Raw genomic sequence first — 24,041 nt, 5'->3', positions numbered from 1 at the left:
GCTCGTCCGCTCATCCGCCCAAGCGCTCGTCAGCTCGTGCGCTCGTCAGCTCGTGCGCTCGTCAGCTCGTCCGCTCGTCCGCTCGTCCGCCCCCGGTCAGCGGTGAGAGGCGCGGGCGGCGCGAAAGGCGCGAAGGCTGGAAAGGGCGGGAGTCGGTGCGGCGGCGTCGGTCCGGCATGTGGTGAACGTCTTCCCCATCTCGTCGTTTCCGCCCGTCGGACGGTTCGCGTCCCCTGACGCTACCTCCCGCCCACGCCCCCGTCCCGTGGGGGCCGCAGGGTGTGCCGGTATCGTTGCCGACGGTCGGTCCGTTCGTAGGGTCCCCCGTACCCGAGGGTGATCATCGTTCGTAGGACCGTACAAAGAGACCGTACGAAGAGTTCGTCAGTCCCAGAGTTCCGCCGGCACATCGCAGGCGCGTCACCACGCGAGAAAGGGCCCAGCCGTGGCCTCGCCCACCTCAGCCGATCCGGCTCGTCCCGCCGATCCGGCCCGTCTGGTCGTGCTGGTCTCCGGTTCCGGTACCAACCTCCAGGCCCTGCTCGACGCCATCGACGCCGACCCCCAGGGGTACGGCGCCCGGATCGTCGCGGTCGGTGCCGACCGCGAGGGCATCGTCGGCCTGGAGCGGGCCGAGCGTGCCGGTATCCCCACCTTCGTCTGCAAGGTGAAGGACCACGCCACCCGCGAGGAGTGGGACGCCGCGCTGGCCGCCGCCACCGCGGCGCACCGGCCGGACCTCGTCGTCTCGGCCGGTTTCATGAAGATCGTGGGCAAGGAGTTCCTGGCCGCGTTCGGCGGCCGGTTCGTCAACACCCACCCCGCCCTGCTCCCCAGCTTCCCCGGCGCCCACGGAGTGCGTGACGCACTCGCGTACGGCGTGAAGGTCACGGGGTGCACCGTCCACTTCGTCGACGACGGCGTCGACACCGGTCCGATCATCGCGCAGGGCGTGGTCGAGGTGACCGAAGAGGACACCCCGGAGGGCGAAGCCGCTCTCCACGAACGCATCAAGGAAGTCGAGCGCAAGCTGCTCGTCGAGGCCGTGGGGCGGATCGCCCGTGACGGTCATCGCATTGAGGGACGAAAGGTTCATCTCGGTCATGTCGGTGAATAAGCCCATCCGCCGCGCCCTGGTCAGTGTTTACGACAAGACGGGGCTGGAAGACCTCGCCCGCGGTCTGCACGAGGCCGGCGTCGAGCTCGTCTCGACCGGCTCCACCGCCGGAAAGATCGCCGCCGCCGGTGTCCCCGTCACCAAGGTCGAGGAGCTCACCGGCTTCCCCGAGTGCCTCGACGGCCGCGTGAAGACGCTCCACCCGCGCGTGCACGCCGGCATCCTCGCCGACCTGCGTCTGGACGCCCACCGCGAGCAGCTCGCCGAGCTGGGCGTGGAGCCCTTCGACCTGGTGGTCGTCAACCTGTACCCGTTCAAGGAGACCGTCGCCTCCGGCGCCTCCGACGACGAGTGCGTCGAGCAGATCGACATCGGCGGCCCGTCCATGGTCCGTGCCGCGGCCAAGAACCACCCGTCCGTGGCCGTCGTCACCAGCCCCGAGCGGTACGCCGACGTCCTCGCCGCGGTCCAGGCCGGCGGCTTCGACCTGACCGCCCGCAAGCGGCTCGCCGCCGAGGCCTTCCAGCACACCGCCGCCTACGACGTGGCCGTGGCCTCCTGGTTCGCCGCCGACTACGCCGCCGCGGACGACTCCGGCTTCCCCGACTTCTTCGGTGCCACGTACGAGCGCTCCAACGTCCTGCGCTACGGCGAGAACCCGCACCAGCCCGCGGCCCTCTACACGTCCGGCGGCGGCGGCCTCGCCGAGGCCGAGCAGCTGCACGGCAAGGAGATGTCCTACAACAACTACACGGACACCGACGCCGCGCGCCGGGCCGCGTACGACCACGCCGAGCCGTGCGTCGCGATCATCAAGCACGCCAACCCGTGCGGCATCGCCATCGCCGACGACGTGGCCGAGGCGCACCGCAAGGCGCACGCCTGCGACCCGCTCTCCGCGTTCGGCGGCGTCATCGCCGTCAACCGCCCGGTGACCGTCGAGATGGCCGAGCAGGTCGCCGACATCTTCACCGAGGTCATCGTCGCCCCGGCGTACGAGGACGGCGCGGTCGAGGTCCTCGCCCGCAAGAAGAACATCCGCGTGCTGCGCTGCGAGGGCGCCCCGACCGCCCCGGTCGAGGTCAAGCCGATCGACGGCGGCGCGCTGCTCCAGGTCACCGACCGTCTCCAGGCCGACGGCGACGACCCGGCCAACTGGACCCTCGCCACGGGTGAGGCGCTCTCCGCCGACGAACTGAAGGACCTCGCCTTCGCGTGGAAGGCGAGCCGCGCGGTCAAGTCCAACGCGATCCTGCTCGCCAAGGACGGTGCCTCGGTCGGCGTCGGCATGGGCCAGGTCAACCGCGTCGACTCCGCCAAGCTCGCCGTCGAGCGCGCGGGCGCCGAGCGGGCCCAGGGCTCGTACGCCGCCTCCGACGCCTTCTTCCCCTTCCCCGACGGCCTGGAGATCCTGACCGCCGCCGGGATCAAGGCCGTGGCCCAGCCGGGCGGTTCGGTCCGCGACGAGCTGGTGGTCGAGGCCGCGAAGAAGGCCGGCGTGACCATGTACTTCACGGGTACGCGCCACTTCTTCCACTGAGCCGCGTGCGAGGGCGTGTTCCGCGCCCTGACGCGGTCAGGAACCCCGCCGTCGAGGCGTGACGGCCGTGCGGCCCGCCGGGACTTCCCGGCGGGCCGTCCGCGTACCGGCCCGCGGCCGTCGGTGAACGGGACGGAACCGAGGGCTCCCCGGAGTCCCGGCTCTCTGTTCTAATGGATCGCTTGTCCGAAGGGGTGTGCGAGGCCCCGCGATCCGCGTGGCCGCCCGATCCGCGAGACCCTCCGATCGGCGTGGCACGACTCGATGCGAACCGGTGGGTGAATTCATTGCGGATGGGGAAAGCGGCACCCGGCCCGGGTGGCGACGAGCGGCGCCGGACCGGAAGCGGCTGGTCCGTCCCGGCTCAGCAGACGCGCGACACGGACCCCGGCGACCACCGGGACGACGACCCGCGGCCAGGAGCCCTCGACGCCCCCGCTTCGGACGCGCCGGGCCCCGAAGCACCGTCACCCGAAGCGCTGTCACCCGACGCACCGGAACCCGCGGAGCGGCCGGGCCGCGTCCCGCTGCGCCCCTACCTGATCATTGGTGCGGTCCTCTGCGCCCTGTACTTCCTCTACGCCTACCTCCAGTACGCCCGCTTCGACTCGCCCTCCTGGGACCTCGGCATCTTCGAGCAGGAGGTCCGGGCGTACGCCGGGTTCCACGCGCCGGTCGTCGACATCAAGGGCCCCGGCTACCTGATCCTCGGTGACCACTTCTCCCCGGCGGTGGCGCTGCTCGTCCCGCTCTACTGGATCTGGCCCTCCGCCGTCGCCCTGCTGTTCGCGCAGGCCGCCCTGTTCGCGCTCTCCGCCGCCATCGTGGGACGTACCGTCCAGCAGGTCCTCGGCGGGCGCTACGGACCCTGGGTGATGGTCGCGTACGGCCTCTCCTGGGGGCTCCAGGAGGCGGTGAAGTCCGACTTCCACGAGATCGCCCTCGCGGTCCCGCTGATCGCCCTGGTCTGCCGGGCGCTGCTCACCGAGCGCTGGACCGTCGCCGTCCTCTGGGCCCTGCCGCTGGTCCTCGTCAAAGAGGACCTCGGTATCACCGTGGCCGCCGTAGGGCTGGTCCTCTTCGTCCTCGGACAGCGGTTCCAGGGCACGCTGCTCGCCGTCACCGGTGTCTGCGCCTTCGTGCTCACCGTCTTCGTCCTCATACCGGCGGCCAGCAACGCGGGCGGTTACGACTACTGGAAGAAGATCGACACCGACGGTCAGCAGCACGTCTCCACCCTCGACGTGGTGCTCGGGGCGTTCGACTCGTCCGTCAAGATCGAGATGCTGGTCTTCCTCTTCGGCATCACCGCCTTCATGGCGCTGCGTTCACCGCTGGTGCTGCTCGTCCTGCCCACGCTCGGCTGGCGGCTGCTCTCCCAGGACCCGAACCACTGGGGCATGGTCTGGCACTACAGCGCCGTCCTCATGCCGGTGGTCTTCCTCGCCATGGCGGACGGCGTCCGCCGCAGCCGTACGTCACCGAGGCCCTGGCTCGTCTCCTTCGGGAACGTCGTCGTCCCGGTGACCGTGGGCATCGCCTTCGCGATGACGCAGCACCTGCCGCTGCGCGAACTGCTGCGCCCGGAGACCTACCGTGCCGACGCGGGGACGCACGCGGCGCGCGAGGCGATGGCGGCGATCCCGGTGGGTGCCCGCGTCGAGACCGACATCGCGCTGATGGCGCACCTCACCGCCGACCGGACCGTCTACTGGATCGGCGGCGCACCCGGTACGGCCCCGGACATCGTCGCCTTCAACCTGGACGCAGGCTGGGCCCGCTCGATCCAGGACCCGGCTGTCTACGCGACGCAGCTGCATCCGGAGGCGGCGTACCGGCTCAAGCTCCGCACCGGCAGCATCGTCGTGGTGGAGCGGATTCCGGCGGCGGGCTGACCTGCGGCCCGGACACGCGCGAAGGCCGTGCCCCGCGGACGGCGGGTCACGGCCTTCGCGCTTCGGCGGTCCTGCCGGGGCGTCAGTAGAGCTGCGGCTGCTTGTGCCGGTTGAACCAGGCGCTGCCGTCGCCGTTGGCGGCGAAGACGACGACGAGGATGGCGAGCACCGTGTAGACGAGGCCGACCCCGATGAACGGGTAGATGCCGAGGATCGCCGTCACCACACCGAAGACGATGGCCGTGACGCGCAGGCCGCTGCCCCCCTTGCCGAACTTCGCCCCGAGGACGATGGCGAACACCGCCCACACCAATGCGAAGACGGTGATCGCCCACAGCACGCCGCCCGAGTAGTCGGCGAGCTGCTGGAACTGCACGTCCTCCTGGAGAGAGGCGTCGTTCTTCGCGGCGCCGACGGCCGCCGCGGTGATCGCGAAGAGGATGGCGCCGATGACGCTGAGGCCGCCCATCACGAAGAGCATCACGCGGGCCGCCTTCACCCCACCCGGCATCTCGGGCGGACCGGCCGGGAACCCGCCCTGGCCGTACGGCGCCGGGGGGTAGCCGTAGCCCTGCTGCGGTACACCCTGCGGCGCCTGGGGGTAGCCGTAACCGGGCTGCTGGCCGCCGGGCTGCTGAGCGCCCGGCTGCGGCTGGCCGTAGGGGTTGTTGGGGTCGCCGAAGCTCATGGCGAGTTTCCTCCGTTGCGATGGTGCGGGGACGGTACGGCCCGCGCGGAGGAATTGCTGCGCAAATGAACGGTTCGTCCCCCCGGCACGGTCCGCATTACTGCGCCCCTCATCGTCGTCCGGGTGGCCGGTTCCTGTCCACCCGATTGGCGTAGGAGTTGTGCAAGTGCAACCCTTCGCGTCCGCCCGTCGGACCCGAATTGGTACGCAGGTGGGTTCATCCGCGAGGATGGGGGCATGACTGCCCAGATTCTCGATGGCAAGGCCACCGCAGCCGCGATCAAGTCCGAACTGACCGTCCGCGTGGCGGCCCTCAAGGAGCGCGGCGTCACGCCCGGCCTCGGCACCCTGCTCGTCGGGGACGACCCGGGCAGCCGGTGGTACGTCAACGGCAAGCACCGCGACTGCGCACAGGTCGGCATCGGCTCGATCCAGCGCGAACTCCCCGACACCGCCACCCAGGAGGAGATCGAGGACGTCGTCCGCGAGCTCAACTCCAACCCCGACTGCACCGGATACATCGTGCAGCTCCCGCTCCCCAAGGGCATCGACACCAACCGCGTGCTGGAGCTGATGGACCCGGCCAAGGACGCCGACGGGCTGCACCCCATGAACCTCGGCCGTCTCGTCCTGGGCGAGGCCGGCCCGCTGCCCTGCACCCCGCAGGGCGTCGTCCAGCTGCTCCGCCACCACGGCGTGGAGATCAGCGGGAAGCACGTCGTGGTCGTCGGCCGCGGTGTCACGATCGGCCGCCCGATGCCGCTGCTGCTGACCCGCAGGTCCGAGAACGCCACGGTCACCCAGTGCCACACCGGCACCCGTGACCTCTCCGCCCACCTCAAGGAGGCCGACATCATCGTCGCCGCCGCCGGGGTGGCCCACATCATCAAGCCCGAGGACGTGAAGCCGGGCGCCGCCGTGCTGGACGTCGGCGTGAGCCGCGACGAGAACGGCAAGATCGTCGGAGACGTGCACCCGGGCGTGGCCGAGGTCGCCGCCTGGATCTCGCCGAACCCGGGCGGAGTCGGCCCGATGACCCGCGCGCAACTGCTGGTGAACGTCGTCGAGGCCGCCGAGCGCGCCGCCGCCGAGGCCGACGCCCCGGCAGCCGGCTGACCCCGACGCGTCCGACGCGTCCGACCCCCGCGATCATGAGTCCGGCCGCCCGGCCGATCGCGACTTTCGTCCACGCAGACCCGGAAGGAACCCGATGGCTGCTGCCACGAGCCCGGCAGACCCCGCCCGCCGCGAAGCGCGGGACCCGGGCGACGCGGACCACGCCGGGAAAACGGGAGAAGCCGGGGGAACCGCCGCCGGACCCGATGAGGCCGCGGCACCTCAGGACGCGTCCTCGTCGGCGCCCCAGCGGTCCTGGCGGTTCTCGCTGACCCGCGACACCGCCCGCCCCGAGGGTGGCGGGCGGGCCGCGTCGGGCGACGCCCCCGCTCCGGCCCGCCAGTGGCCGCTGCTCACGGTGCTCGTGACGGCGGCCCTGGGGCTGCTGATCGTGGCCACCGACCCGTTCGCCGAGGCGTTCCGGATCGGCTCCCTGCTGATCGGGGTGGCCCTGCTGGTCGGGGCCGTGCTGCGCTGGGTGGTCCCCTCCGTCGGCATGCTGGCGGTACGGTCCCGGTTCACCGACCTGGTCACGTACGGGGTGATGGGCACGCTGATCGTGCTGCTCGCGCTGATGGCGCAGCCGAAGCCGTGGCTGGACGTCCCGGTCCTGGAGGACGCGGTCCACTTCACGATCCGCTGAGGGCGGTGTCCGTCCCGCGGTCCGCTCCGGTTCCGGCGGCGGACGGACGGCCTGAGGGCCGTTCGCACGCGCGGCCCCGGCGGTGTCCGTCCCTTCCCCCGACAGGGACGGACACCTGGGACGGGCGGGGCGGTGCGGCCCCGGCGGGCGGCGACGCGAGCGCCGTCCGCGACCCGCTCCAAGAGTCATGGACACGACCAGACGGGGCAAGGAACGGGCGGCCCCTGTGGCACGGAAGTGACCATTCCGGCACCGTGTGACCGCTGTGCGACCGCCTCGTGACCACCGCGCACGGGGCCGTCGCGGCCACTTCCTCTCCGGTCGGGCCCACTCCTTCCCTGGTCGACCCCACTCCTTCCCCGCACGGACCGAGCCGCTCCCGGTGCCGGTACGGACTGTCTGTGGGCCGTGACACAGGGGGGCGGGCGGTCCGCGCGGCCCGGGTCGGATAGCCTGACCGACGGATATCTCTTCACATCAAGATTCAGGAGATGTCCAGCTCCAGGGGCCATGAGCCCCCACCGCCAGCTGTCTAACGGAGATCGCCATGACCCGCACTCCCGTGAATGTCACCGTGACCGGCGCGGCCGGCCAGATCGGCTACGCGCTGCTCTTCCGCATCGCCTCCGGCCACCTGCTCGGCCCGGACGTGCCGGTCAACCTGCGTCTCCTGGAGATCCCGCAGGGTCTCAAGGCCGCCGAGGGCACCGCGATGGAGCTCGACGACTGCGCGTTCCCGCTGCTGCGCGGCATCGAGATCACGGACGACGCCAACGCCGCGTTCAACGGCGCCAACGTCGCGCTGCTCGTCGGCGCCCGCCCGCGCACCAAGGGCATGGAGCGCGGCGACCTGCTCTCCGCCAACGGTGGCATCTTCAAGCCCCAGGGCAAGGCCATCAACGACAACGCCGCGGACGACATCAAGGTCCTCGTCGTCGGCAACCCGGCCAACACCAACGCGCTCATCGCGCAGGCCGCCGCGCCGGACGTCCCGGCCGAGCGCTTCACCGCGATGACCCGCCTCGACCACAACCGCGCGATCTCGCAGCTGGCCGCCAAGACCGGTGCCGCCGTCTCCGACATCAAGAAGCTGACGATCTGGGGCAACCACTCGGCCACCCAGTACCCGGACATCTTCCACGCGGAGATCGCCGGCAAGAACGCCGCCGAGGTCGTCAACGACGAGGTGTGGCTCGCCGACACCTTCATCCCGACCGTCGCCAAGCGCGGCGCGGCGATCATCGAGGCCCGTGGCGCGTCTTCCGCCGCCTCGGCCGCCAACGCCGCCATCGACCACGTGTACACCTGGGTCAACGGCACCGCCGAGGGCAACTGGACCTCGATGGGCATCCCGTCGGACGGCTCCTACGGCGTCCCCGAGGGCATCATCTCGTCCTTCCCGGTCACCACGGCGAACGGCTCGTACGAGATCGTCCAGGGCCTGGACATCAACGAGTTCTCCCGCGCGCGCATCGACGCGTCGGTCGCGGAGCTCGTCGAGGAGCGCGACGCGGTCCGCGAGCTCGGCCTGATCTGAGCCCGAGGGGCCACCGGCCCCCACCGGCTTCCGGAGCGCCCGTACGGCATCGGCCGTGCGGGCGCTCCGGTGTGCGCGGAGGGCGGCCCCGGTGAGCGAGGCGGCGTGCGGGCGGCGGGATCTGACGGGCAATCACCTCGCGCCGTCGCGCAACTGCCGCTACATTGGCGTCCTTTCCCGTGCGACCCCGTGCGAACGAGCCGGGTCGCCCATCGAAAGGGTGCCGGTGTCCGTGACCTCCGTGCCGTCGCAGGAGCCCCGCGGCGGGGACGAGCCGCGCGCGAGACCGCCGGTGCATCCGTCGGGCAGCGAAGCCTGTCGGCTGCTCTGCGCCGGGGTCCACCACGACGAGAGCTTCCGCGACGCGGTGATCGACCACCTCTACGTCCAGGAGAACCGCATCGTCGCCCCGTCCGCGGGCTTCGACGCGACCCGTGTCCTGGCGCACGCCCTGTGGGCGCGGAGGACCCGGCTCCAGTGGGCGGCGGGCGTCCTGGCGTGCTGGGTGCTGGCGGTCTACGTCACCCGCGGCGTCTTCCTCCTGCCGGCCATGGCGGCCGTCTACATCGGTCTCGCCCGTGCCGTACGGGGAACCTCCGCCGAGCCACCCTTCTACCGGGTCTTCCCGGCCCTGTTGATGCGCTGGTACGGACGCTTCTTCCTCGTCGCGTTCCTGGTGGTCGTCGGCGGCGCCCTCTTCGGCGGGACCGTCGACTGGTTCGACGACGGAGACTCCTCCTACTCCTACGACTCCAGTGGCTCGTACGGGTCGGACGACGGCTTCTCCGACAGCCTCCTCGGCGTGTTCGTCCTGGGGCCCGGCCTCCTCTCCGGACTCCTGGAGGGCATGCCCACCTCGCTGCCGTGGCTCTGCCTGCTGGCCTTCGCCGGGATCGCCGCCCTCCTCGTCGTCCAACGCGACCGGTGGGCCCGGGCGATGGGCACGCATCTCTCTCCGCAGCACTTCGCCGACCTCTCCGCCGACCCGGCCGAGCGGTCCGCGGGCGGCCGGTTCCGCCGGCTCCGCGACCGCATCCGGGTCGAGCAGCACTCCCCGCTGATCATGTACAACGAGGCCGATCCGTTCTGTGGGAGCGGCGACACCCGCCGTGCGTGGAACCTCTCCGTCGAGCTCCGCTCGCGTACGGACACCGAGGCCGAACCTCTCGACAACGCTGCCATCCTCCGCCGGATCGTGCCGCTGCTCGAAGGGCTGCGGGTGCCGTCCCCGCACGGTTCGCCGCAGGCCGCCGAGGCCGTGCGCGACCGGCTGCGCGAACTCCAGGTCGACGAGTGCGTCTTCCTCCCGGTGCGAGGGCTGCTGAGGCGCCAGGACGCCCCGTACGGGCCCGAGGGGTTCGAGACGCACCGGCGGGCCGCCTTGGAGGAGGGCGGCGAAGGCCGTCGCCACTTCCTGCGGATCAGGGTCGGAGGCTGGGGCGAAGAGGTCGTCGTCACCGTCTTCGTCCGGGTCCACACCCAGGGCGGGATGCTGATGCTGGAGGTCGCCCCGCACATACTGACGCCGCTGCTGCCGTACTTCCGGGACGCGGACCAGATCGCACACCAGCACCGCAACAACAGTTGGTTCGGAAAGGCGTACTGGGCGGCCACCCGAGTGCCCGACTCCCTGGTGGCCTCCCTGACGACGCTCTTCAAGACAGCTGTCGGCGTCCGGCGCCAGCTCACCGAGGGCTTCGGCGGAGCGCTCCCCGAGGGGCCCGGACTCTCGGTCCGGCAGCTCGCCTCGGACACCGGGGCCGCGCTCTTCCAGGAGATGGACGTCGACCGCTACCTCAAGAGCATCGAGGACCGGGTGACCAGTGGGGTACGGCTGGCGCTGCGCGAAGCCGGCTGGCAGACCGACGAGTTCGAGCAGAAGATCATCCAAGTGGGGGCGGGCGGCGTCTTCATCGAGTCCGCGGTCGACAGCGCCATCGGCGTCGGCGATCACAACACCGTCACCACCAACCGGACGCGCGCGGAGCGACGGGACGCCCCGGATGCGGCGCCGGACTCCAAGGCGGGCGGTGCGCCCCGGTCGGGACCGGACCGCGACGTCGGCACGCCGGTGCCGTCCCCCCGACCGTCCTCGCCGCTCGCCGCCGAGGGCCCGAAGAAGTGACCCGCTCCACCGGAGGGAGATGACCATGGGAAGCACGGACGGGCAGCAGAGGCCGCCGGCCGGTGTGCGCATCGGTTCCGTGACGGGCAGCGCGTTCGCCATCGGCGACCACAACACCGTGACACAGAACCAGAACAGTGCGCCGGTCGCCGAGGACCAGGCGGAATTGCTGCGTACGGTCAAGGAGTTGCGCGCCGACCTCGCCCGCTTCGTCGAGACCGTCGCCACGGGGGCACTCGACCGCGAACTCGCCGCCGTGGAAGAGGAGATCGAGACCGAGGGTGCTGCCGTGCCCGGCCGGCTCGTCCGCGTCCGGGAGGCCATGGAGGCGGCCGGAGCCTTCGTCGCCACCCTGGCTTCGGGTGTCGCGGTCGGCCATGAGCTCTCGGCCCTGCTGGGAGGCTGACCGATGGAGGGCGGCGGCGCACCGCGCTGGAACGACGAGACACAGAGGTGGGAGACGGGGGAGCAGGCCCCGCCCGCAGCACTGCCACCGCTGCCTCTTTCCCCGCCGGTGGTCCTGCCGGTGGTCCTGCCGGTGGTCCCGGCGGCCCCACCGGCGGACCTGCCCGGACCGTACCCGGCGTCGCCGGTGGACGGCTCGCCCGGCGGATACGTCTACGGCCCCGACGGGAGGGGCGGGTTCGCGTCCGGCTCCGCAGCCGGGGCGGGCGGCGGACCCGTCGGCGGGGCGGGCGGCGGAACCGTCGGTGGGTTCGTCGGCGAGATCGAGCCCGGGGACGGCGTACGGGAGGAAGACGTCGGCACCGTGTGGCAGCGGTTCACCCCGCTGACCGCCGGGCTCACGGTCGGCGTGCTCGCCGCGTGCACGGCCGCCCTCTGGTTCACCCTCGCCAGGGACGACGACCAGCACGCGGCGGGCCGGGGTGCGTCGGTCTCCGAGTCGGTCTCCGAGTCCGCCTTCCCGGTGGACGCGGCCGGCGGGGAGGGGGCCGGCGAGGAGCCCGCCGCCGAGCCGACCGGCGAGGGCCCGGCCCCCGCGGACGAGGGGACCGCCACCGCGGTGATGCCCGAACCCGGGTACGCGACCGTCTCGGACCAGAGCGGCTTCACCGTCTTCGTGCCCGAGGAGTGGCAGCACCGCACCGAGGACGACCACGGCGTCTACTACACCTCCGACGACGGCACCTCGCTGCTCCAGATCTGGCAGGTCACCGGGTTCACCAGCGCCCTGGACGCGGTGCACGCCGCTTCCGGGAGCCGCAGCGGCAGCCCCGGATTCCAGGAGATCAGCGTCGGGGCGGTGGACTCCCCGGACGGCGGCGACGCCGCCGAGCTGGTCTACGCGTACGACCACGAGGCCACCGGCACCCGCCGCCAGGTGGTCGACCGGGTGTTCACCGCCTCGGACGGGAAGCTGTACGCCCTGCTGGTCGCCGCACCCGACACGGCGTGGCCGCTCCACCAGGAGATCCTCGACGAGGCGGTCGCCGGCTTCGACCCGCGGGGAGCGGCCCGCTGAACGACCGGACGCCGAGGACCCCGCCGTTCGCCAGGAATGGTGGGACCTCGGCGGCGGGTCCGGGCCGCCCGGCCGGAGGCCGGCCGCCGGGCGGGCCGGTCGTCGTCAGCCGTTGGCCGCGGTGACGTTCACCGCGGCCCATGCCTTGTTCACGGTGGCGTACTCCGTGCCGGCCGACCCGTACAGGTCCGCCGCGGCCTGGAGCGTCGCCGTGCGGGCGTCGTGGAAGTCGGTGCTGGAGACCATGTACCGGGTCAGCGCCTGGTAGAAGATCGCCACCGCCTTGGTGCGGCCGATACCGGCCACGGTCGACCCGTCGTACGTCGCCGAGCTGTACGGGACGCCGCCGATGGTCTTGGACCCGCTGCCCTCCGCCAGCAGGTAGAAGGCGTGGGAGGAGACGCCCGAGCCCGCGTGCACCTCCGTGGTGGGAGCCTTCGTGCTCCAGTAGTCGACCGCGCCCTCCAGCTTGTCCAGCGACGGGTGGTCGAGCCTCCGCAGGAATCCCTGGCTGAGGCCCAGCTGCTCGCCCATCAGGTAGTTGGGGGCGTGCGCGGGGTTGTTGGTGGTGAACTCGACGGCGGTGCCGAAGATGTCGGCCAGCGACTCGTTGAGCGAACCCGGCTCGCCGATCTGGTTGCCGGCCGAGTCGTAGTCGGTCTCCAGACCGGCCGTGGACGCCACCACGCCGTGTGTGAGCTCGTGCCCGGTGACGTCCAGCTGGGTCAGCGGCCTGGTGAAGGTGTAGCCGTCGCCGTCCCCGTAGACCATGCACCAGCAGCCGTCGCTCCAACCGGCGTTGCCGTAACCACGCGCGTAGTGGACGACGCCGTGCGGGCCGACGCCGTCGCCCTTGGTGCCGGTGCGGCCGAAGGTGTTCTTGTAGAAGTCGAAGGTCGAGGCCAGCCCGTACTGGGCGTCCACACCGGCGGTGTTGGTGTCGGACGTGGTGCCGTTGCCCCACTTGTTGTCCGAGTCGGTCATGGCGGCGGAGCCGGTGAAGACGCTCGCCTCCGACAGGGACTGGTTCTTGGCGTTCTTGACCTGGGCGCTGCCGCGGGTGGTGTCGGTGAGGTTGTACGAGGACGCGGCGGTCCGCGTGGTGTTCAGGGTCACCGTGCCGTCGTACATCGACGCGCCCGTGCCCACCGCCGAGACCGGGTAGGCGCCGGCGACGCGGCCGGCCACGGGCGCGAGCGTGTGCGTGGTCGTGAAGGGTGTGGCGTGCTCACCCAGGGACTTGAGCCTGCTCTCCAGCTTCGGCGAGATGAACCCGTCCAGGGTGGCCGCGTCGCTCACCACCTTGCCGGTCACCGCGTCGAGCAGTACCGAGTGGGAGGCCACCGCGTTCCCGCTCACGGACACCCCCACCTGGTAGGCGAGGATGCTCGCGCCCTGGTGGAAGCGCACGACCAGCCGGGGAGTCGCGGCGGCACCCTTCGGCACCACCGAGGCCGCCTTGGTGCGGGCCTGCTGCGTGGTGACCTTCGCCGCCACCGTGGGCACCGAGACCGGCTTGTCGGCGGCGCGGGTCACCCCGAGGTACCCGGAGGTCCTGCTGAGGTGGACAACGATGTCGGCACCCACGACGGGAATGCCCCGGAAGGTCTGCGAGAAGCGCACGTGCTGCGAGCCGCTCCGGTCGGTCATGACGTCCGTGGCGACCAGTCCGCTCAGCCCGGTGAGCCCCGTACTCGCGGCGTGCGCGAAGGCCGCGGTACGTGCGGCGCCCGCGATCGCGGTCGGAGCGGGAAGTGTCTGGAAGCGCGAGCCGCTCGGGGCGGGAGCGGCCGTGGCGGTGGTGCCCGTGATCGAGGCGGAGGCCACTGTGGTGAGCGTCAGGGCGATGGCGAGCCTGGATATGAGAGGGGAGTGCATCTGTGGGTTCGTCCTTCCGGGACTCAACTCGTCCACACACCACCGGAAATGGCGAGGTGTGGCAAGAGCATGCCACGGAGGTTTTCGCGAACGCGGGCGCCCCGGGCCAAGGACGGACTTACCGCGGATGACGGAAAGCGATGATATTGCTCTCCGCTTCGCCACCGTCGGGCGTGGGCGGCGGAAATCGATGAGAATCCGCGGGTAATTCGGGGGTGAACGAGTGCGGTTGCTCCCGGACCGGAGCGGGTGGAGGAGGAGGCGGCCCGGGCGGTCGGACGCGGACGGGTGTCGCCGACCGGCCGGACCCGCGGCCCGCACGCACCCGCGGGGGCGCCCGGTGGGCGGCCCGGCGGGCGGCCCGGCGGGTGCGTGCGGCAGCCGGACGGGTGCGGTGCGGCGAGCACCGCGGGGTGGGTCAGTGCGCGCCCGGGGTGTAGTGGCCCGGGACCATGCGGGTGCTCACGGCGAAGCGGTTCCAGCCGTTGATCACGTTGATCGCGGCGACCAGGTGGGCCAGCTCGGTCTCGTCGAAGTGCTTGGCGGCCTTCTCCCAGACCTCGTCCGGCACGAACCCGTCGGTCACGACGGTGATCGCCTCGGTCAGCTCGATCGCCGCGATCTCCTTCTCCGTGTAGAAGTGCTTCGACTCCTCCCACGCGCTGAGCTGCACGATCCGCTGGACGGTCTCGCCCTGCGCGAGGGCGTCCTTGGTGTGCATGTCCAGGCAGAACGCGCAGTGGTTGAGCTGCGAGGAGCGGATCTTCACCAGCTCGCCGATGACCGGGTCGAGTCCCTTACGGGCCGCCGCGTCCAGCCGGACCATGGCCTTGTAGACGTCGGGGGCGAGTTCCGCCCAGTTGAGGCGCGGGGTGTGCTCGGGAGTGAACTCGGACGTGGCGTGGGTGTGGTTCTGTGTCGTCATGCCCACCACGCTACGGCTCGGGTGGCGCCCGGCTATGGTCCATTTCCATGACGGATTCCTGGGCCACTTTCGGCGCCGACCTGCACATCGAACCGCGCGCCGGGGGCCTGCGCGAGGGGCTGATGGAGGCGCTGCGGGATGCCGTGCGCACGGGGAGGCTGACACCCGGCAGCAGGCTGCCGTCCTCCCGGGTACTCGCCGCGGACCTGGGCATCGCGCGGAACACGGTGGCCGACGCGTACGCGGAACTGGTCGCCGAGGGGTGGCTCACCGCCCGCCAGGGCTCCGGGACCCGCGTCGCACGGAGGTCGGCGCCGCGCGGCGGGACCCCGGCGGCCCGCAGGCCCCTGCCGGCCCGACGGCAGCCCACGTACAGCCTGATGCCCGGCCAGCCGGACCTGGCCTCCTTCCCCCGCGCGGCCTGGCTCCGCGCGTCGCGCCGCGCGGTCACCGAAGCGCCCGACGAGGCCTTCGGGTACGGCGATCCGCGCGGGCGCACCGAACTGCGCACCGCCGTCGCGGAGTACGTCGGCCGGGTCCGCGGGGTGTACGCCGACCCGGAACGCGTGGTCGTCTGCTCGGGATTCATCCACGGACTGCGCCTGGTCGGCGAGGTGTTGGCGCGGCGCGGGGTGCGCGCGGTCGCCGTCGACGCGTACGGGCTCGACTTCCACCGAACGGCCCTGGCGCGGGCCGGACTGCGCACGCCCTGCCTTCCGGTCGACCGACTCGGCACGGTGGTGACCGAACTGGAGGCCCGGCCCGAGGTGGGCGCCGTACTCATGACGCCCGCGCACCAGTTCCCCACCGGGGTGCCGCTGCATCCGGACCGCCGGGCGGCGGTCGTCGACTGGGCGCGCGCGACGGGCGGGCTGATCGTCGAGGACGACTACGACGGCGAGTTCCGCTACGACCGCCAGCCGGTCGGCAGCCTCCAGGGACTCGACCCCGACCGGGTCGTCCACATCGGCACGGTGAGCAAGTCCCTCGCTCCGGGAATCCGGTTGGGCTGGATGGTGGCGCCCGCCGGCATGGTGGCGGAACTGGCCGACGCCAAGGGCTTCTCCGATTGGACGACCGGCTCCCTCGACCAGCTCGCCCTCGCGGAGCTCATCGCCTCGGGGGCGTACGACCGCCATGTGCGGGCGATGCGGCTGCGCTACCGACGCCGACGCGACCAACTCGTCGCCGCCCTGGCCGAACGGGCCCCGGACATCCGGATCAGCGGTATCGCGGCCGGGCTGCACGCGGTACTCGAACTCCCCGAGGGCACCGAACGCCCGGTGATCTCGGCCGCCGCGTTCCAGGGACTGGCCCTGGAGGGTCTCTCCTACTTCCGCCACCCGGACGCCGCACGGGAGCGGGACGCGCTGGTCATCAGCTACGGGAGTCCCTCGGACAGCGCCTGGAAGGGGACCCTGGACGCACTGTGCCGGGTACTGCCGTGACGTGAACGGGCCGGTACCGCCCTGACGTGAACCGCCGCGAGGCCGGACGCGCCGGGGGCGGATCCGTTACCTTGACGGCGACGGCGGTCGCAGGGGGGTGCGATGGGTGCGGCGATGCTGACACTGGCGGCGGCGGTGATCGGAGGCGCGGTGTCGCTGGTCTCGGTCCTGCTCGCGCAACGCCACGCGCAGCGGGTCCACCAGCGGGAGCAGGAGCGTGTCGAGCGCCACCGGCAGGAGGACCTGACACGCGCCCGGGACGACCGCCTCCTCGCCGAACGGCAGGCCGTCTACGTGCGGTTCAACGCCGCGTCCCGCTCGGTCCGGGACGCCCTCGCGGCCTGCGCGGCCGACCTGCGGCGGACGGGCGCGGTGGACGGTCCGCGCCGTGACACGCTCCACGAGAGCTGGAGGGCGTACGTCGCCCACCACGCGGAGGTGAACATCCTCGCCTCCGACGAGGTCCACGGCCTGGCCGGCCGGGTCAACGGCGCCCTGCAGAGGATCCATCGCCATGTCGTGCGGCTGGACACCGGCGCGACGGACCCGGGCGACGGTCCCGAAGCCCTGGAGGGGCAGATCGAGGAGCTGTGGGAACGCCTGGTCGTCCTGCGCGAGGGGATGCGCCAGGACCTCGGGATGACCATGGCGCGACCCGGAGCGCCGGCCGGGGAGTGACGGGAGGCCGCCGGCGTGCTCACCAGTCGAGCAGGTCCATGGACCTCCGGTCGAGCCACTCCACGAACGACACCGGCCCGCCGTCCAGGTTCAACGGAAGAATCCGGTCGCAGGTGGCCCGGCCGTCGAACCACAGAGTGCCCCGGTGCGGACCGGTGACCACGAGAAGCGTCGAGAAGCCGCAGCCGTTGTCCTGGACGTACACCGCTCCGGCGGTCCTGTACTCCTGGAACACCTCGTACTCGGCGTCCCACCGCGCCCGAGCCGCCAGGTGGGCGCCGGGGTCCGGGAAGTCCTCCGGCCGGGGTTCACGGGCGTCCAGCTCCTCCTCGCGGGCACGGCAGGAGTCCGGATGCGGAAAGGCGGTGGAGAGCAGGGCGAGGTTGGTGTGGTGATCCCCGTCCCAGCCCCAGCCCGCAGCGGTGCGCCGCAGCCGGTTCACCACGCCACCGGCGCTCTCCCGGAGCAAGTACTCCCGGTACTGCTCGGGGAACGTGATCCCCAACTCCGCCTCGGCCGCGCGGACTTCCGCCTCGGAGAGCGGTGGCGGAGAGCCATTCCGCCCGGCCGCGAGCGGCGGAACCGGATCGTGGGGACGGTGCCCCCGGCCCAGCCGCTCGGCTTCCGCCATCCAGTCCGTCGCCATGCGGGTGAGGATAGGCGACTGGCGCGAGCTGCCGCCCGGGAGGGTTTCCGAAGGCGTACGGCGAACCCCTCACCGACCCGGGGGCCGCAGGGCAGACTTGGGCGCGTGCAGCCGGAGCCGTCCCCGCCCCTCCCGGACCGGGGACCGGCCGTACCGACGCGGAACCGGCCGACAGCGGGGAGATCAGGCGTGACCGAGCACCACGAACCGTTCCTCTACGTCGTCGTCTGCGCCTCCGGCGTCGCCGACGGCGTGGGCGAACTCATCTCCGCGGCGCAGGCCGAGGGGTGGAGGGTCGGCGTGATCGCGACCCCGAACGGGCTCGGGTTCATCGATCAGGAAGCCGTCGAGGCCCAGACCGGCTACCCGATCCGCTCCGCGTGGCGCCGTCCCGGCAGCACGCAGCCGCTGCCGCCGGCCGATGCCATCGCGGTCGCGCCCGGCACCTTCAACACCATCAACAAGTGGGCCGCGGGGATCTCCGACACCCTGGCACTCGGCATCCTCTGCGAGGCGTACGGGCTCGGCATCCCCGTAGCCGTGCAGCCCTACGTCAACGCGGCGCAGGCCGCTCACCCCGCGTACGAGGAGAGCCTGCACCGGCTCCGCTCCATGGGTGTCCTGGTCGGCGGCCACGTACCGCATCAGCCCGAGGCGGCCGGTGGGCGCGATGCGTACGACTGGACCGAGGTGCTCGACCTGCTCCGCCCGCGCAGGGCACCTGCGGACGCGTAGGGCACCTGCGGACGCGTGGGGGCGGCGCTCCCCCTGGGCGTGGCCCGTGGCGGCAGGCTCACGCCTTCGCGGGGAACCCGGAGGTGAGACGGGCCACGAGCTGCCCCGCCGCGTCCTCCTGGAGGAGGTGACCCGCGCCTTCGATCCAGTGCAGTTCGGCGTGCGGGACGCGCTCGTGCAGCCATCGCGCGTACTCCGGGGGGAGGATGCGGTCCTCCCGCCCCCAGATGAGCCGTACCGGAAGGGAGAGGGTGCCGAGCAGATCCTCGTACGGGGCGGTGTCCGCCTGCCTGATCTGGCCGTACTGGCGGTAGAACGCGGCCTGCCCCGCGGCTCCCCGCCACGGCGCGAGGTACGCGTCCAGGACTCCCGGCCGGAAGCCGACGTGCGTGGCGTGCCGCAGATGGGCGGCCACCAGCGCCTCGTGCGCGTACTCCGGCAGCTGCTCGAACACCTCCGTGTGCTCCAGGAAGAGCCGGAAGAGTCCCCGCTCCCAGTCGCCGCCGCTCACCGCGTCGAAGAGGGTCAGGTCCCGGTAGTTCCGCCGCTCCAGCAGCAGCGTCCGCAGGGCCACGGCGCCGCCGATGTCGTGCGCGACGACGCTGGGGGAGGACAGCCCCCAGTGGTCGAGGAGAGCGGCGAACCTCCTCGCGTGGGCCGCCAGGCCGAGGTCCTGCCCCTCGCGCTGCTCCGACCGGCCGAAGCCGAGGTGGTCGAAGACGAAGACCGTGCGGGTACGGGCGAGCGCCGGCGCGATGTCCCGCCAGAGGAAGGAGGAGTACGGGGTGCCGTGCACCAGCACGAGGGGGGCGTCGCCGGTGGGACCTCCGTCGCCGAAGCGCCGCCAGCGCATGACGCCGTCCGGCGTCCCGAACTCCTCGCCCAGTTCCCACTCCACCGTCGGCCTCCTCGTCTCCGGCATGATCCGTACCTCTCACCAGGTATTTCCCCGGTATTCCCCAGGATGGGGCGCCTGCCCCGAGAACGCGTCGACACCGCACCGGCGAGGAGGGCGGACCGTGGGCCGGTGAGCGGCGTCAGCGTCCGGATCTTCACCGAACCCCTGCCGGGGATCGCCGAATTCACCATCGCGCGCGTCCGGCTGTGCGCCTACGATGATCCGATGCTGAAGTTCACCGACGTCATCCTCGACTGCCCCGACCCGTGGAAGCTGGCCGAGTTCTACGCCGAGGTACTGGGCTGGGAGATCAACACGGACACCAGCCAGGAGGACTGGGTCAACCTGCGCAACGACGGCATCGAGCTGTCGTTCCAGCGGGTGGCGGACTACCAGCCGCCGAGCTGGCCGGGCCAGGACCATCCGCAGCAGTTCCACCTCGACTTCGAAGTGGACGAGTTCGAGCCCGAGCGGCGTCGGGTGACCGAGCTGGGCGCCACCTTCCTGAAGAGCTTCGTCGGCGAGTCCGGCTACGGCTGGCAGGTCTACACCGACCCGGCCGGGCACCCGTTCTGCCTCTGCCGCAACCGCCCCCAACCCTGATCGAGTCGCAGCCCTCCTCCCACGGGCTTGGCGTACCGTGCCCGGGACCACCCGGACCCTTCGGGGGCACGTGGCCCGGTCCGCCCCGCTCAGGAAACGGACGACGCGCGGCAGTGCGGCGGGTCCGATCCACACTCTCGGCGTCGCGGTAGTGATCCCGGGTTCGAGGGGTAGTCGATGGAGGGTACGGGCCGAAGCATCAGCAGGAAAGGGGCGCGAAATGTCCGCATCCATCGTGGAGACGGTCGACGTCGAGGTGCCGGTGGCAACGAGCTGGGCACTGTGGAGCAACGTCACTCGCTGGCCCGAGTTCCTGAGCCATGTGGAGAGGGTCGAGAGGATCGATGACGTCCACTTCCGGTGGTGGCTGTCGCTTCCCGGGGTGGACAAGAGCTTCACGGCGGAACTCACCGAGGTGATCTCCGAGGACCGCATCGCTTGGAAGACGGTCGAGGGCGTCACGCACGCCGGAGTGGTGACGTTCCATCACCTGAACGACACCGCGAGCCGCGTGACCCTTCAGATCGAGTACGAACCCAAGGGGTTCGTCGAGCACCTAGGAGCCGTCACCAACCTCGACTCGGTGCTCGCCAACTACGATCTCGGCCAGTTCCAGCGGGTCGTCGAGGCACCGCCCTCGTCCTGAGGCCTCGCGGGCGCCGCACTCCGGAGCCCGGCCGAGGGGTCCCGGCGGCAATTCCGCCGGGAACCCGCGCAGGGCGTGTCGGCCGGGCCCGGCCGCGCGGGTGCGGGAGGCGAAGGGGCCGGCCTCAGCCGCCCCACGCCTCGATGCGGCGGTCGACGCCCGCCGTGATGGCGGGGATCACCGCCGTCATCTGCGGGCGCCAGCCGGGGACCGCGTTGACCTCGCAGACCGTGAAGGTGTTCTCCGAGGCGAAGAGCAGGTCCACCCCGGCGATGGCGAGGCCCATCGCCCCGGCCGCCCGCACGGCCAGCGCCTCCGCCTCCGGATACTCGCCCGGGCAGACGGTGGCGGAGCCGCCCTGGCCGATGTTCGAGGCGAGGCCGCCGTTGCGGGAGGTGCGTACGGCGGCACCCACGGTCTCGCCGTCGACCACGATCAGCCGCAGGTCCCGGCCGTGCGAGTGCGAGACGTACTCCTGGAAGAGGTGCGGGGTCTCCTGCGCCAGAGCGCCCGCGATGCCGCGCAGCAGATGGGTGTCGGGGGCGAGGAAGACCTGCTTGCCCTTGTGGCCGGTGACCGACTTGACCACGCACGGGGTGTCGAGGCCCTCAGTGCGGACCACCCCCTCCAGAGGCGCCGTCCCGTACGAGAGGGTGTCCGGCACCGGCAGTCCGGCCAGGGCCAGTTCCTGCATCTGCCAGACCTTGTTGCGGCAGACCAGGTGCGCCGCCAGCGGGTTGAGGAGGACGGACCCCATGCGCTCCAGGTGCCGCAGCAGGGTCACCTCGCGGTCATGGTGCATGGAGCCCGGGGTCTGGCGTACGAGGACGACCTTCGGGGCGGGTACCTCCGCGCCGCCCAGGGTCCGCAGGAACAGCCGCCCCGCACGGACACCGAACACGAACTCGTTGGTGTGCCATACGGCGAACCTCGGGCCGTGGACCGCCGCGAGGGCGTCGGCCAGTCGGTGGGTCGCGCCTTGCAGGGGGACCGGGAGCGCCCGTACCAGCAGCCATACGTCCGTCGGGGGCAGTAACTCCGCTCGCTTCATTGCCTGTTCGCCTCTCCAGCCTCGATGTCAGAGCCGGCGGAAACGTAGCGCGGAGGCATGGATTCCTGGGAGGAATCAGGGATGTTGCACCCCAAAGAGCTTTCCGGACCCGGGGAGCGGGGGGCTCACCCCGGGGCGTCCCGGCGCCGTGGCCGTGGCCGTGGCCGTGGCCGTGGCCGTGTGCCGGGAGCGAGGACGGGACACCCTTCGGCCGGCGGGGGCGGGCTCCGGCGGGGTGGGCCCGTGCCCTGTCCGGTGTCCACCTGGTGCCGCGTCGGCCAAGGACTGCGTGCCAAGGCGAACCTAAGCCGACGCGGCACTTCCGGGTCACAATCGCTCGCCCCGGCTCCGCGCGTTGCACCGCGCGTTCTCGGCGCGCAGCCGCTCGGCGGGGTCCGCGAACCGCACCTGCTCCGGATCGGCCTGCCATTCGGCCCCTCCGGCCACCGGCCGCAGCTGCCAGAAGGAGCCCGAGACGCTCCGGAACTCGCCGATCACACCGGGGCGTGACGCGTCCACCACCAGCGCTCCGACGGCGGGTTCGCTTCTCTTGGCGTTCACTCTTCTCGTCCTCTCCGTATCCGAAGGGTGATCTTCGGATACCTAGAGTGAGGCAGAAACGGGCCGGTTGGTATGGAATGCGGGGCAGGCCCGCGCAGGTTCGTCCGGGTGCGCGCGCCGGGGCCCTACCGGCGTCGTCGCGGCGCCCGCTCCGGACGGCCGGACCACCGGTCGGGAGCGGGGGGATGAAAACCGAGAGGCAGGTTGACGGGGGTGCGATCGGCCCGTGCGAGCCGTTCGCGAAGCCCCGCGCGGACGGCTGCGGCCGGGCGGCTCGCCGAAACCGTCACAGCTGCCTCAGGGGGCGCTGCCCGGTGCCGGTTCGAAGGCCGTCGGCAGCGAGCCGGGGGAGACGGGGGTCCGCTGGCCGGAGCCGGTGACCGGCAGCCGGGCGCCGTCCTGGGCGGGGTCCACGTACCGTGCGAACCAGGCGTCCAGGCGGGCGGCGAGGGCCACGCGTTCGGTGGCGCGGGACGGGTCGCCGACGAGGTTGTGCTCCTCGCCCGGATCGGCGGCCAGGTCGTAGAACTCGTGCGGCCCGTGCGGGTAGCGGTGGACGTACTTGCGGTCCCGGGTGCGGATCATGCGGACCGGACCGTACTCGTCGTAGACCACGATCCGCTCGCGGTCGGGGTCTTCCGGACCCTCGTTGCCCGCGGGACCGTCCGTGCCGCTCCCGGTGCCCGCCAGGATGTCCGCGAAGGAGCGGCCCGGGAGGGCGGGGTCGTGGTCGTGGTCGATGCCGAGGTGTTCCACGAGTGTGGGCAGGACGTCGTACTGGGAGAGCAGCGCCTCGCTGTGCCGCCCGGCGGGGATGCGGCCGGGCTGCGACATCAAACAGGGGACGAGCACCGAACTGTCGTACATGTTCTGCGGGAAGGTGCCGTTGCCCTTGCCCCAGATGCCGTGGTGCCCGGCGTTGAAGCCGTTGTCGCTGGTGAAGATCGTCAGCGTGGATTCGGTGAGTCCGAGCGCGTCGAGCCGGTCGAGTACCCGGCCTATCGCCGCGTCCATCGCCGTCGTGGCGGCGAAGTAGCCGACGAGGGCCTCGCGGGTGTCGCTCTCGCCACCGACCGGGGCGCCGTTCTCGTCCACGGGCTGCCAGGGGTGTGCGGGGCCCTGCGGGCAGCTGTCGAACGCGCAGTCCTCGTACAACGCCGTGTACTCGGCCGGGTGCTGCCCCTTCCACGGCTTGTGCGGGGCGGTGAAGTGCAGGGAGAGGTGGAAGGGCTCCGGGCGGTCGGACTCGGCGGTGAGGAAGTCCTGGGCGTCGTCGGCGAGCGCGTCGGTGAGGTAGGAGGGCTCCTCGGTGCGGACGCCGTCGCGGTAGAGCGGGGCGCCGTAGTACGGACCGCCGCCGCTCTCGTGTGCGTACCAGTGCACGAAGCCCTTGCGGGGGCGGTCGTTGGCGCCCAGGTGCCACTTGCCGCTGAGGCCGAGGCGGTAGCCGGCGTCGGCGAAGACGTCGGTGAAGAGGGTCCGGCCGGACAGGAAGTCGATGCCCGTCCGTCCGGCGTGATGGTACGAGAGCCAGTCGTGCACCCCGTGCTGGGACGGCAGTTCACCGGTGAAGAGCGAGGCGCGAGCCGGGGAGCAGACCGGCGAGGTGCAGAAGAAGCGGCTGAAACGGACCCCGCGGTCCGCCAGCGCGTCCAGATGCGGAGTGTGGATCTCGTCGTTGCCCGCGCAGCCCATGGCCCACGGCCCCTGGTCGTCCGAGAGGATCAGCAGGACGTTGGGGCGGAGCGGGTCGCGGCTGGCCATGGGAAGTCCTCCTCGGGTGGGCCGAACGGGGAGCCGGGCGGGCGGTCCGTGTGCCGGGCGGGTG

Annotated in this window: 22 protein-coding genes; 14 read left to right on the top strand and 8 right to left on the bottom strand. The window is 72.0% G+C overall.

The genetic code is table 11. The features are described 5' to 3' along the window. Window positions 1-445: 445 nt before the first annotated feature. From purN to ACWD3D_RS05970, 3 genes are all read left to right on the top strand, one after another. Window positions 446-1,117: a phosphoribosylglycinamide formyltransferase gene (purN, locus tag ACWD3D_RS05980; RefSeq protein WP_451459698.1), complete on the top strand. Its 672-nt coding sequence runs from the start codon at window positions 446-448 to the stop codon at window positions 1,115-1,117. Beyond that, a complete protein-coding gene (gene purH / locus ACWD3D_RS05975) occupies window positions 1,104-2,657 on the top strand; it encodes a bifunctional phosphoribosylaminoimidazolecarboxamide formyltransferase/IMP cyclohydrolase (RefSeq protein WP_451459697.1) in 1,554 nt (517 codons plus the stop codon). The genes purN and purH overlap by 14 nt, the downstream gene beginning before the upstream one ends. Window positions 2,658-2,950: 293 nt before the next feature. Next, window positions 2,951-4,552: a DUF2079 domain-containing protein gene (locus tag ACWD3D_RS05970; RefSeq protein ID WP_451459696.1), complete on the top strand. Its 1,602-nt coding sequence runs from the start codon at window positions 2,951-2,953 to the stop codon at window positions 4,550-4,552. 82 nt (window positions 4,553-4,634) lie between these two features. Here the strand turns inward: ACWD3D_RS05970 and ACWD3D_RS05965 are convergent, their stop codons facing one another. After that, entirely contained in the window at window positions 4,635-5,240 is a 606-nt protein-coding gene (locus ACWD3D_RS05965; RefSeq protein ID WP_451459695.1) for a proline-rich domain-containing protein, read from the bottom strand. A 237-nt stretch (window positions 5,241-5,477) separates the two neighbouring features. On the opposite strand from ACWD3D_RS05965, the gene ACWD3D_RS05960 reads away from it, so the two are divergent. From ACWD3D_RS05960 to ACWD3D_RS05935, 6 genes are all read left to right on the top strand, one after another. Then, window positions 5,478-6,356, top strand: a complete 879-nt coding sequence (locus ACWD3D_RS05960) for a bifunctional methylenetetrahydrofolate dehydrogenase/methenyltetrahydrofolate cyclohydrolase (protein WP_451459694.1) — start codon at window positions 5,478-5,480, stop codon at window positions 6,354-6,356. Window positions 6,357-6,450: 94 nt separating this feature from the next. After that, entirely contained in the window at window positions 6,451-6,999 is a 549-nt protein-coding gene (locus tag ACWD3D_RS05955; RefSeq protein ID WP_451459693.1) for a DUF3017 domain-containing protein, read from the top strand. A 547-nt stretch (window positions 7,000-7,546) separates the two neighbouring features. After that, window positions 7,547-8,536, top strand: a complete 990-nt coding sequence (locus tag ACWD3D_RS05950; protein ID WP_387365995.1) for a malate dehydrogenase — start codon at window positions 7,547-7,549, stop codon at window positions 8,534-8,536. 232 nt (window positions 8,537-8,768) lie between these two features. After that, entirely contained in the window at window positions 8,769-10,661 is a 1,893-nt protein-coding gene (locus ACWD3D_RS05945) for a hypothetical protein (RefSeq protein ID WP_451459692.1), read from the top strand. Between the two features lie 19 nt (window positions 10,662-10,680). Continuing rightward, the gene (locus ACWD3D_RS05940) at window positions 10,681-11,067 is read left to right on the top strand and encodes a hypothetical protein (protein WP_451459691.1); all 387 of its coding nucleotides are present in this window, start codon (window positions 10,681-10,683) and stop codon (window positions 11,065-11,067) included. A gap of 3 nt (window positions 11,068-11,070) precedes the next feature. Beyond that, window positions 11,071-12,144: a serine/arginine repetitive matrix protein 2 gene (locus tag ACWD3D_RS05935; RefSeq protein WP_451459690.1), complete on the top strand. Its 1,074-nt coding sequence runs from the start codon at window positions 11,071-11,073 to the stop codon at window positions 12,142-12,144. Window positions 12,145-12,249: 105 nt separating this feature from the next. Here ACWD3D_RS05935 and ACWD3D_RS05930 read toward each other — a convergent pair whose 3' ends face one another. Both ACWD3D_RS05930 and ACWD3D_RS05925 read right to left on the bottom strand, forming a co-directional pair. Then, window positions 12,250-14,022 (bottom strand): M4 family metallopeptidase, encoded by a 1,773-nt coding sequence (locus ACWD3D_RS05930; RefSeq protein WP_451459689.1) that lies wholly within the window; start codon window positions 14,020-14,022, stop codon window positions 12,250-12,252. Window positions 14,023-14,440: 418 nt separating this feature from the next. Continuing rightward, window positions 14,441-14,947, bottom strand: a complete 507-nt coding sequence (locus ACWD3D_RS05925) for a carboxymuconolactone decarboxylase family protein (RefSeq protein WP_451459688.1) — start codon at window positions 14,945-14,947, stop codon at window positions 14,441-14,443. Window positions 14,948-14,994: 47 nt separating this feature from the next. Here ACWD3D_RS05925 and pdxR point away from each other — a divergent pair, with 47 nt between their 5' ends. Further along, on the top strand, window positions 14,995-16,395 hold the full coding sequence (gene pdxR, locus ACWD3D_RS05920) for a MocR-like pyridoxine biosynthesis transcription factor PdxR (protein WP_451459687.1): 1,401 nt from the start codon (window positions 14,995-14,997) through the stop codon (window positions 16,393-16,395). Window positions 16,396-16,497: 102 nt separating this feature from the next. Continuing rightward, window positions 16,498-17,073 carry a hypothetical protein gene (locus ACWD3D_RS05915; protein WP_451459686.1) on the top strand — a complete coding sequence of 192 codons (576 nt, stop codon included), beginning with the start codon at window positions 16,498-16,500 and terminating at the stop codon, window positions 17,071-17,073. Between the two features lie 19 nt (window positions 17,074-17,092). On the opposite strand, the gene ACWD3D_RS05910 is transcribed toward ACWD3D_RS05915, so the two are convergent. Then, window positions 17,093-17,719, bottom strand: a complete 627-nt coding sequence (locus tag ACWD3D_RS05910) for an SMI1/KNR4 family protein (RefSeq protein ID WP_451459685.1) — start codon at window positions 17,717-17,719, stop codon at window positions 17,093-17,095. A 189-nt stretch (window positions 17,720-17,908) separates the two neighbouring features. Between ACWD3D_RS05910 and ACWD3D_RS05905 the strand changes: the two genes are divergently transcribed. Continuing rightward, a complete protein-coding gene (locus ACWD3D_RS05905) occupies window positions 17,909-18,454 on the top strand; it encodes a flavoprotein (RefSeq protein WP_451459684.1) in 546 nt (181 codons plus the stop codon). A 58-nt stretch (window positions 18,455-18,512) separates the two neighbouring features. Here ACWD3D_RS05905 and ACWD3D_RS05900 read toward each other — a convergent pair whose 3' ends face one another. Continuing rightward, the gene (locus ACWD3D_RS05900) at window positions 18,513-19,352 is read right to left on the bottom strand and encodes an alpha/beta fold hydrolase (RefSeq protein ID WP_451459701.1); all 840 of its coding nucleotides are present in this window, start codon (window positions 19,350-19,352) and stop codon (window positions 18,513-18,515) included. A gap of 225 nt (window positions 19,353-19,577) precedes the next feature. On the opposite strand from ACWD3D_RS05900, the gene ACWD3D_RS05895 reads away from it, so the two are divergent. Both ACWD3D_RS05895 and ACWD3D_RS05890 read left to right on the top strand, forming a co-directional pair. After that, the gene (locus ACWD3D_RS05895; RefSeq protein WP_451459700.1) at window positions 19,578-19,955 is read left to right on the top strand and encodes a VOC family protein; all 378 of its coding nucleotides are present in this window, start codon (window positions 19,578-19,580) and stop codon (window positions 19,953-19,955) included. A 220-nt stretch (window positions 19,956-20,175) separates the two neighbouring features. Then, window positions 20,176-20,601 carry an SRPBCC family protein gene (locus tag ACWD3D_RS05890; protein ID WP_451459683.1) on the top strand — a complete coding sequence of 142 codons (426 nt, stop codon included), beginning with the start codon at window positions 20,176-20,178 and terminating at the stop codon, window positions 20,599-20,601. Window positions 20,602-20,725: 124 nt separating this feature from the next. On the opposite strand, the gene ACWD3D_RS05885 is transcribed toward ACWD3D_RS05890, so the two are convergent. The 3 genes from ACWD3D_RS05885 to ACWD3D_RS05875 all read right to left on the bottom strand — a co-directional run bounded on the left by ACWD3D_RS05885 (window position 20,726) and on the right by ACWD3D_RS05875 (window position 23,977). After that, complete coding sequence (locus ACWD3D_RS05885; protein ID WP_451459682.1) at window positions 20,726-21,652, bottom strand: RimK family alpha-L-glutamate ligase; 927 nt, start codon at window positions 21,650-21,652, stop codon at window positions 20,726-20,728. 327 nt (window positions 21,653-21,979) lie between these two features. After that, window positions 21,980-22,213, bottom strand: a complete 234-nt coding sequence (locus tag ACWD3D_RS05880) for a hypothetical protein (protein ID WP_328719799.1) — start codon at window positions 22,211-22,213, stop codon at window positions 21,980-21,982. 297 nt (window positions 22,214-22,510) lie between these two features. Continuing rightward, the gene (locus tag ACWD3D_RS05875) at window positions 22,511-23,977 is read right to left on the bottom strand and encodes a sulfatase-like hydrolase/transferase (protein ID WP_451459681.1); all 1,467 of its coding nucleotides are present in this window, start codon (window positions 23,975-23,977) and stop codon (window positions 22,511-22,513) included. Window positions 23,978-24,041: the final 64 nt, after the last annotated feature.

This window comes from Streptomyces sp. NPDC002690, from assembly GCF_053592415.1.
Note: the sequence above shows the minus strand (reverse complement) of the source record. Positions and strands in the feature narration are given on the sequence as shown.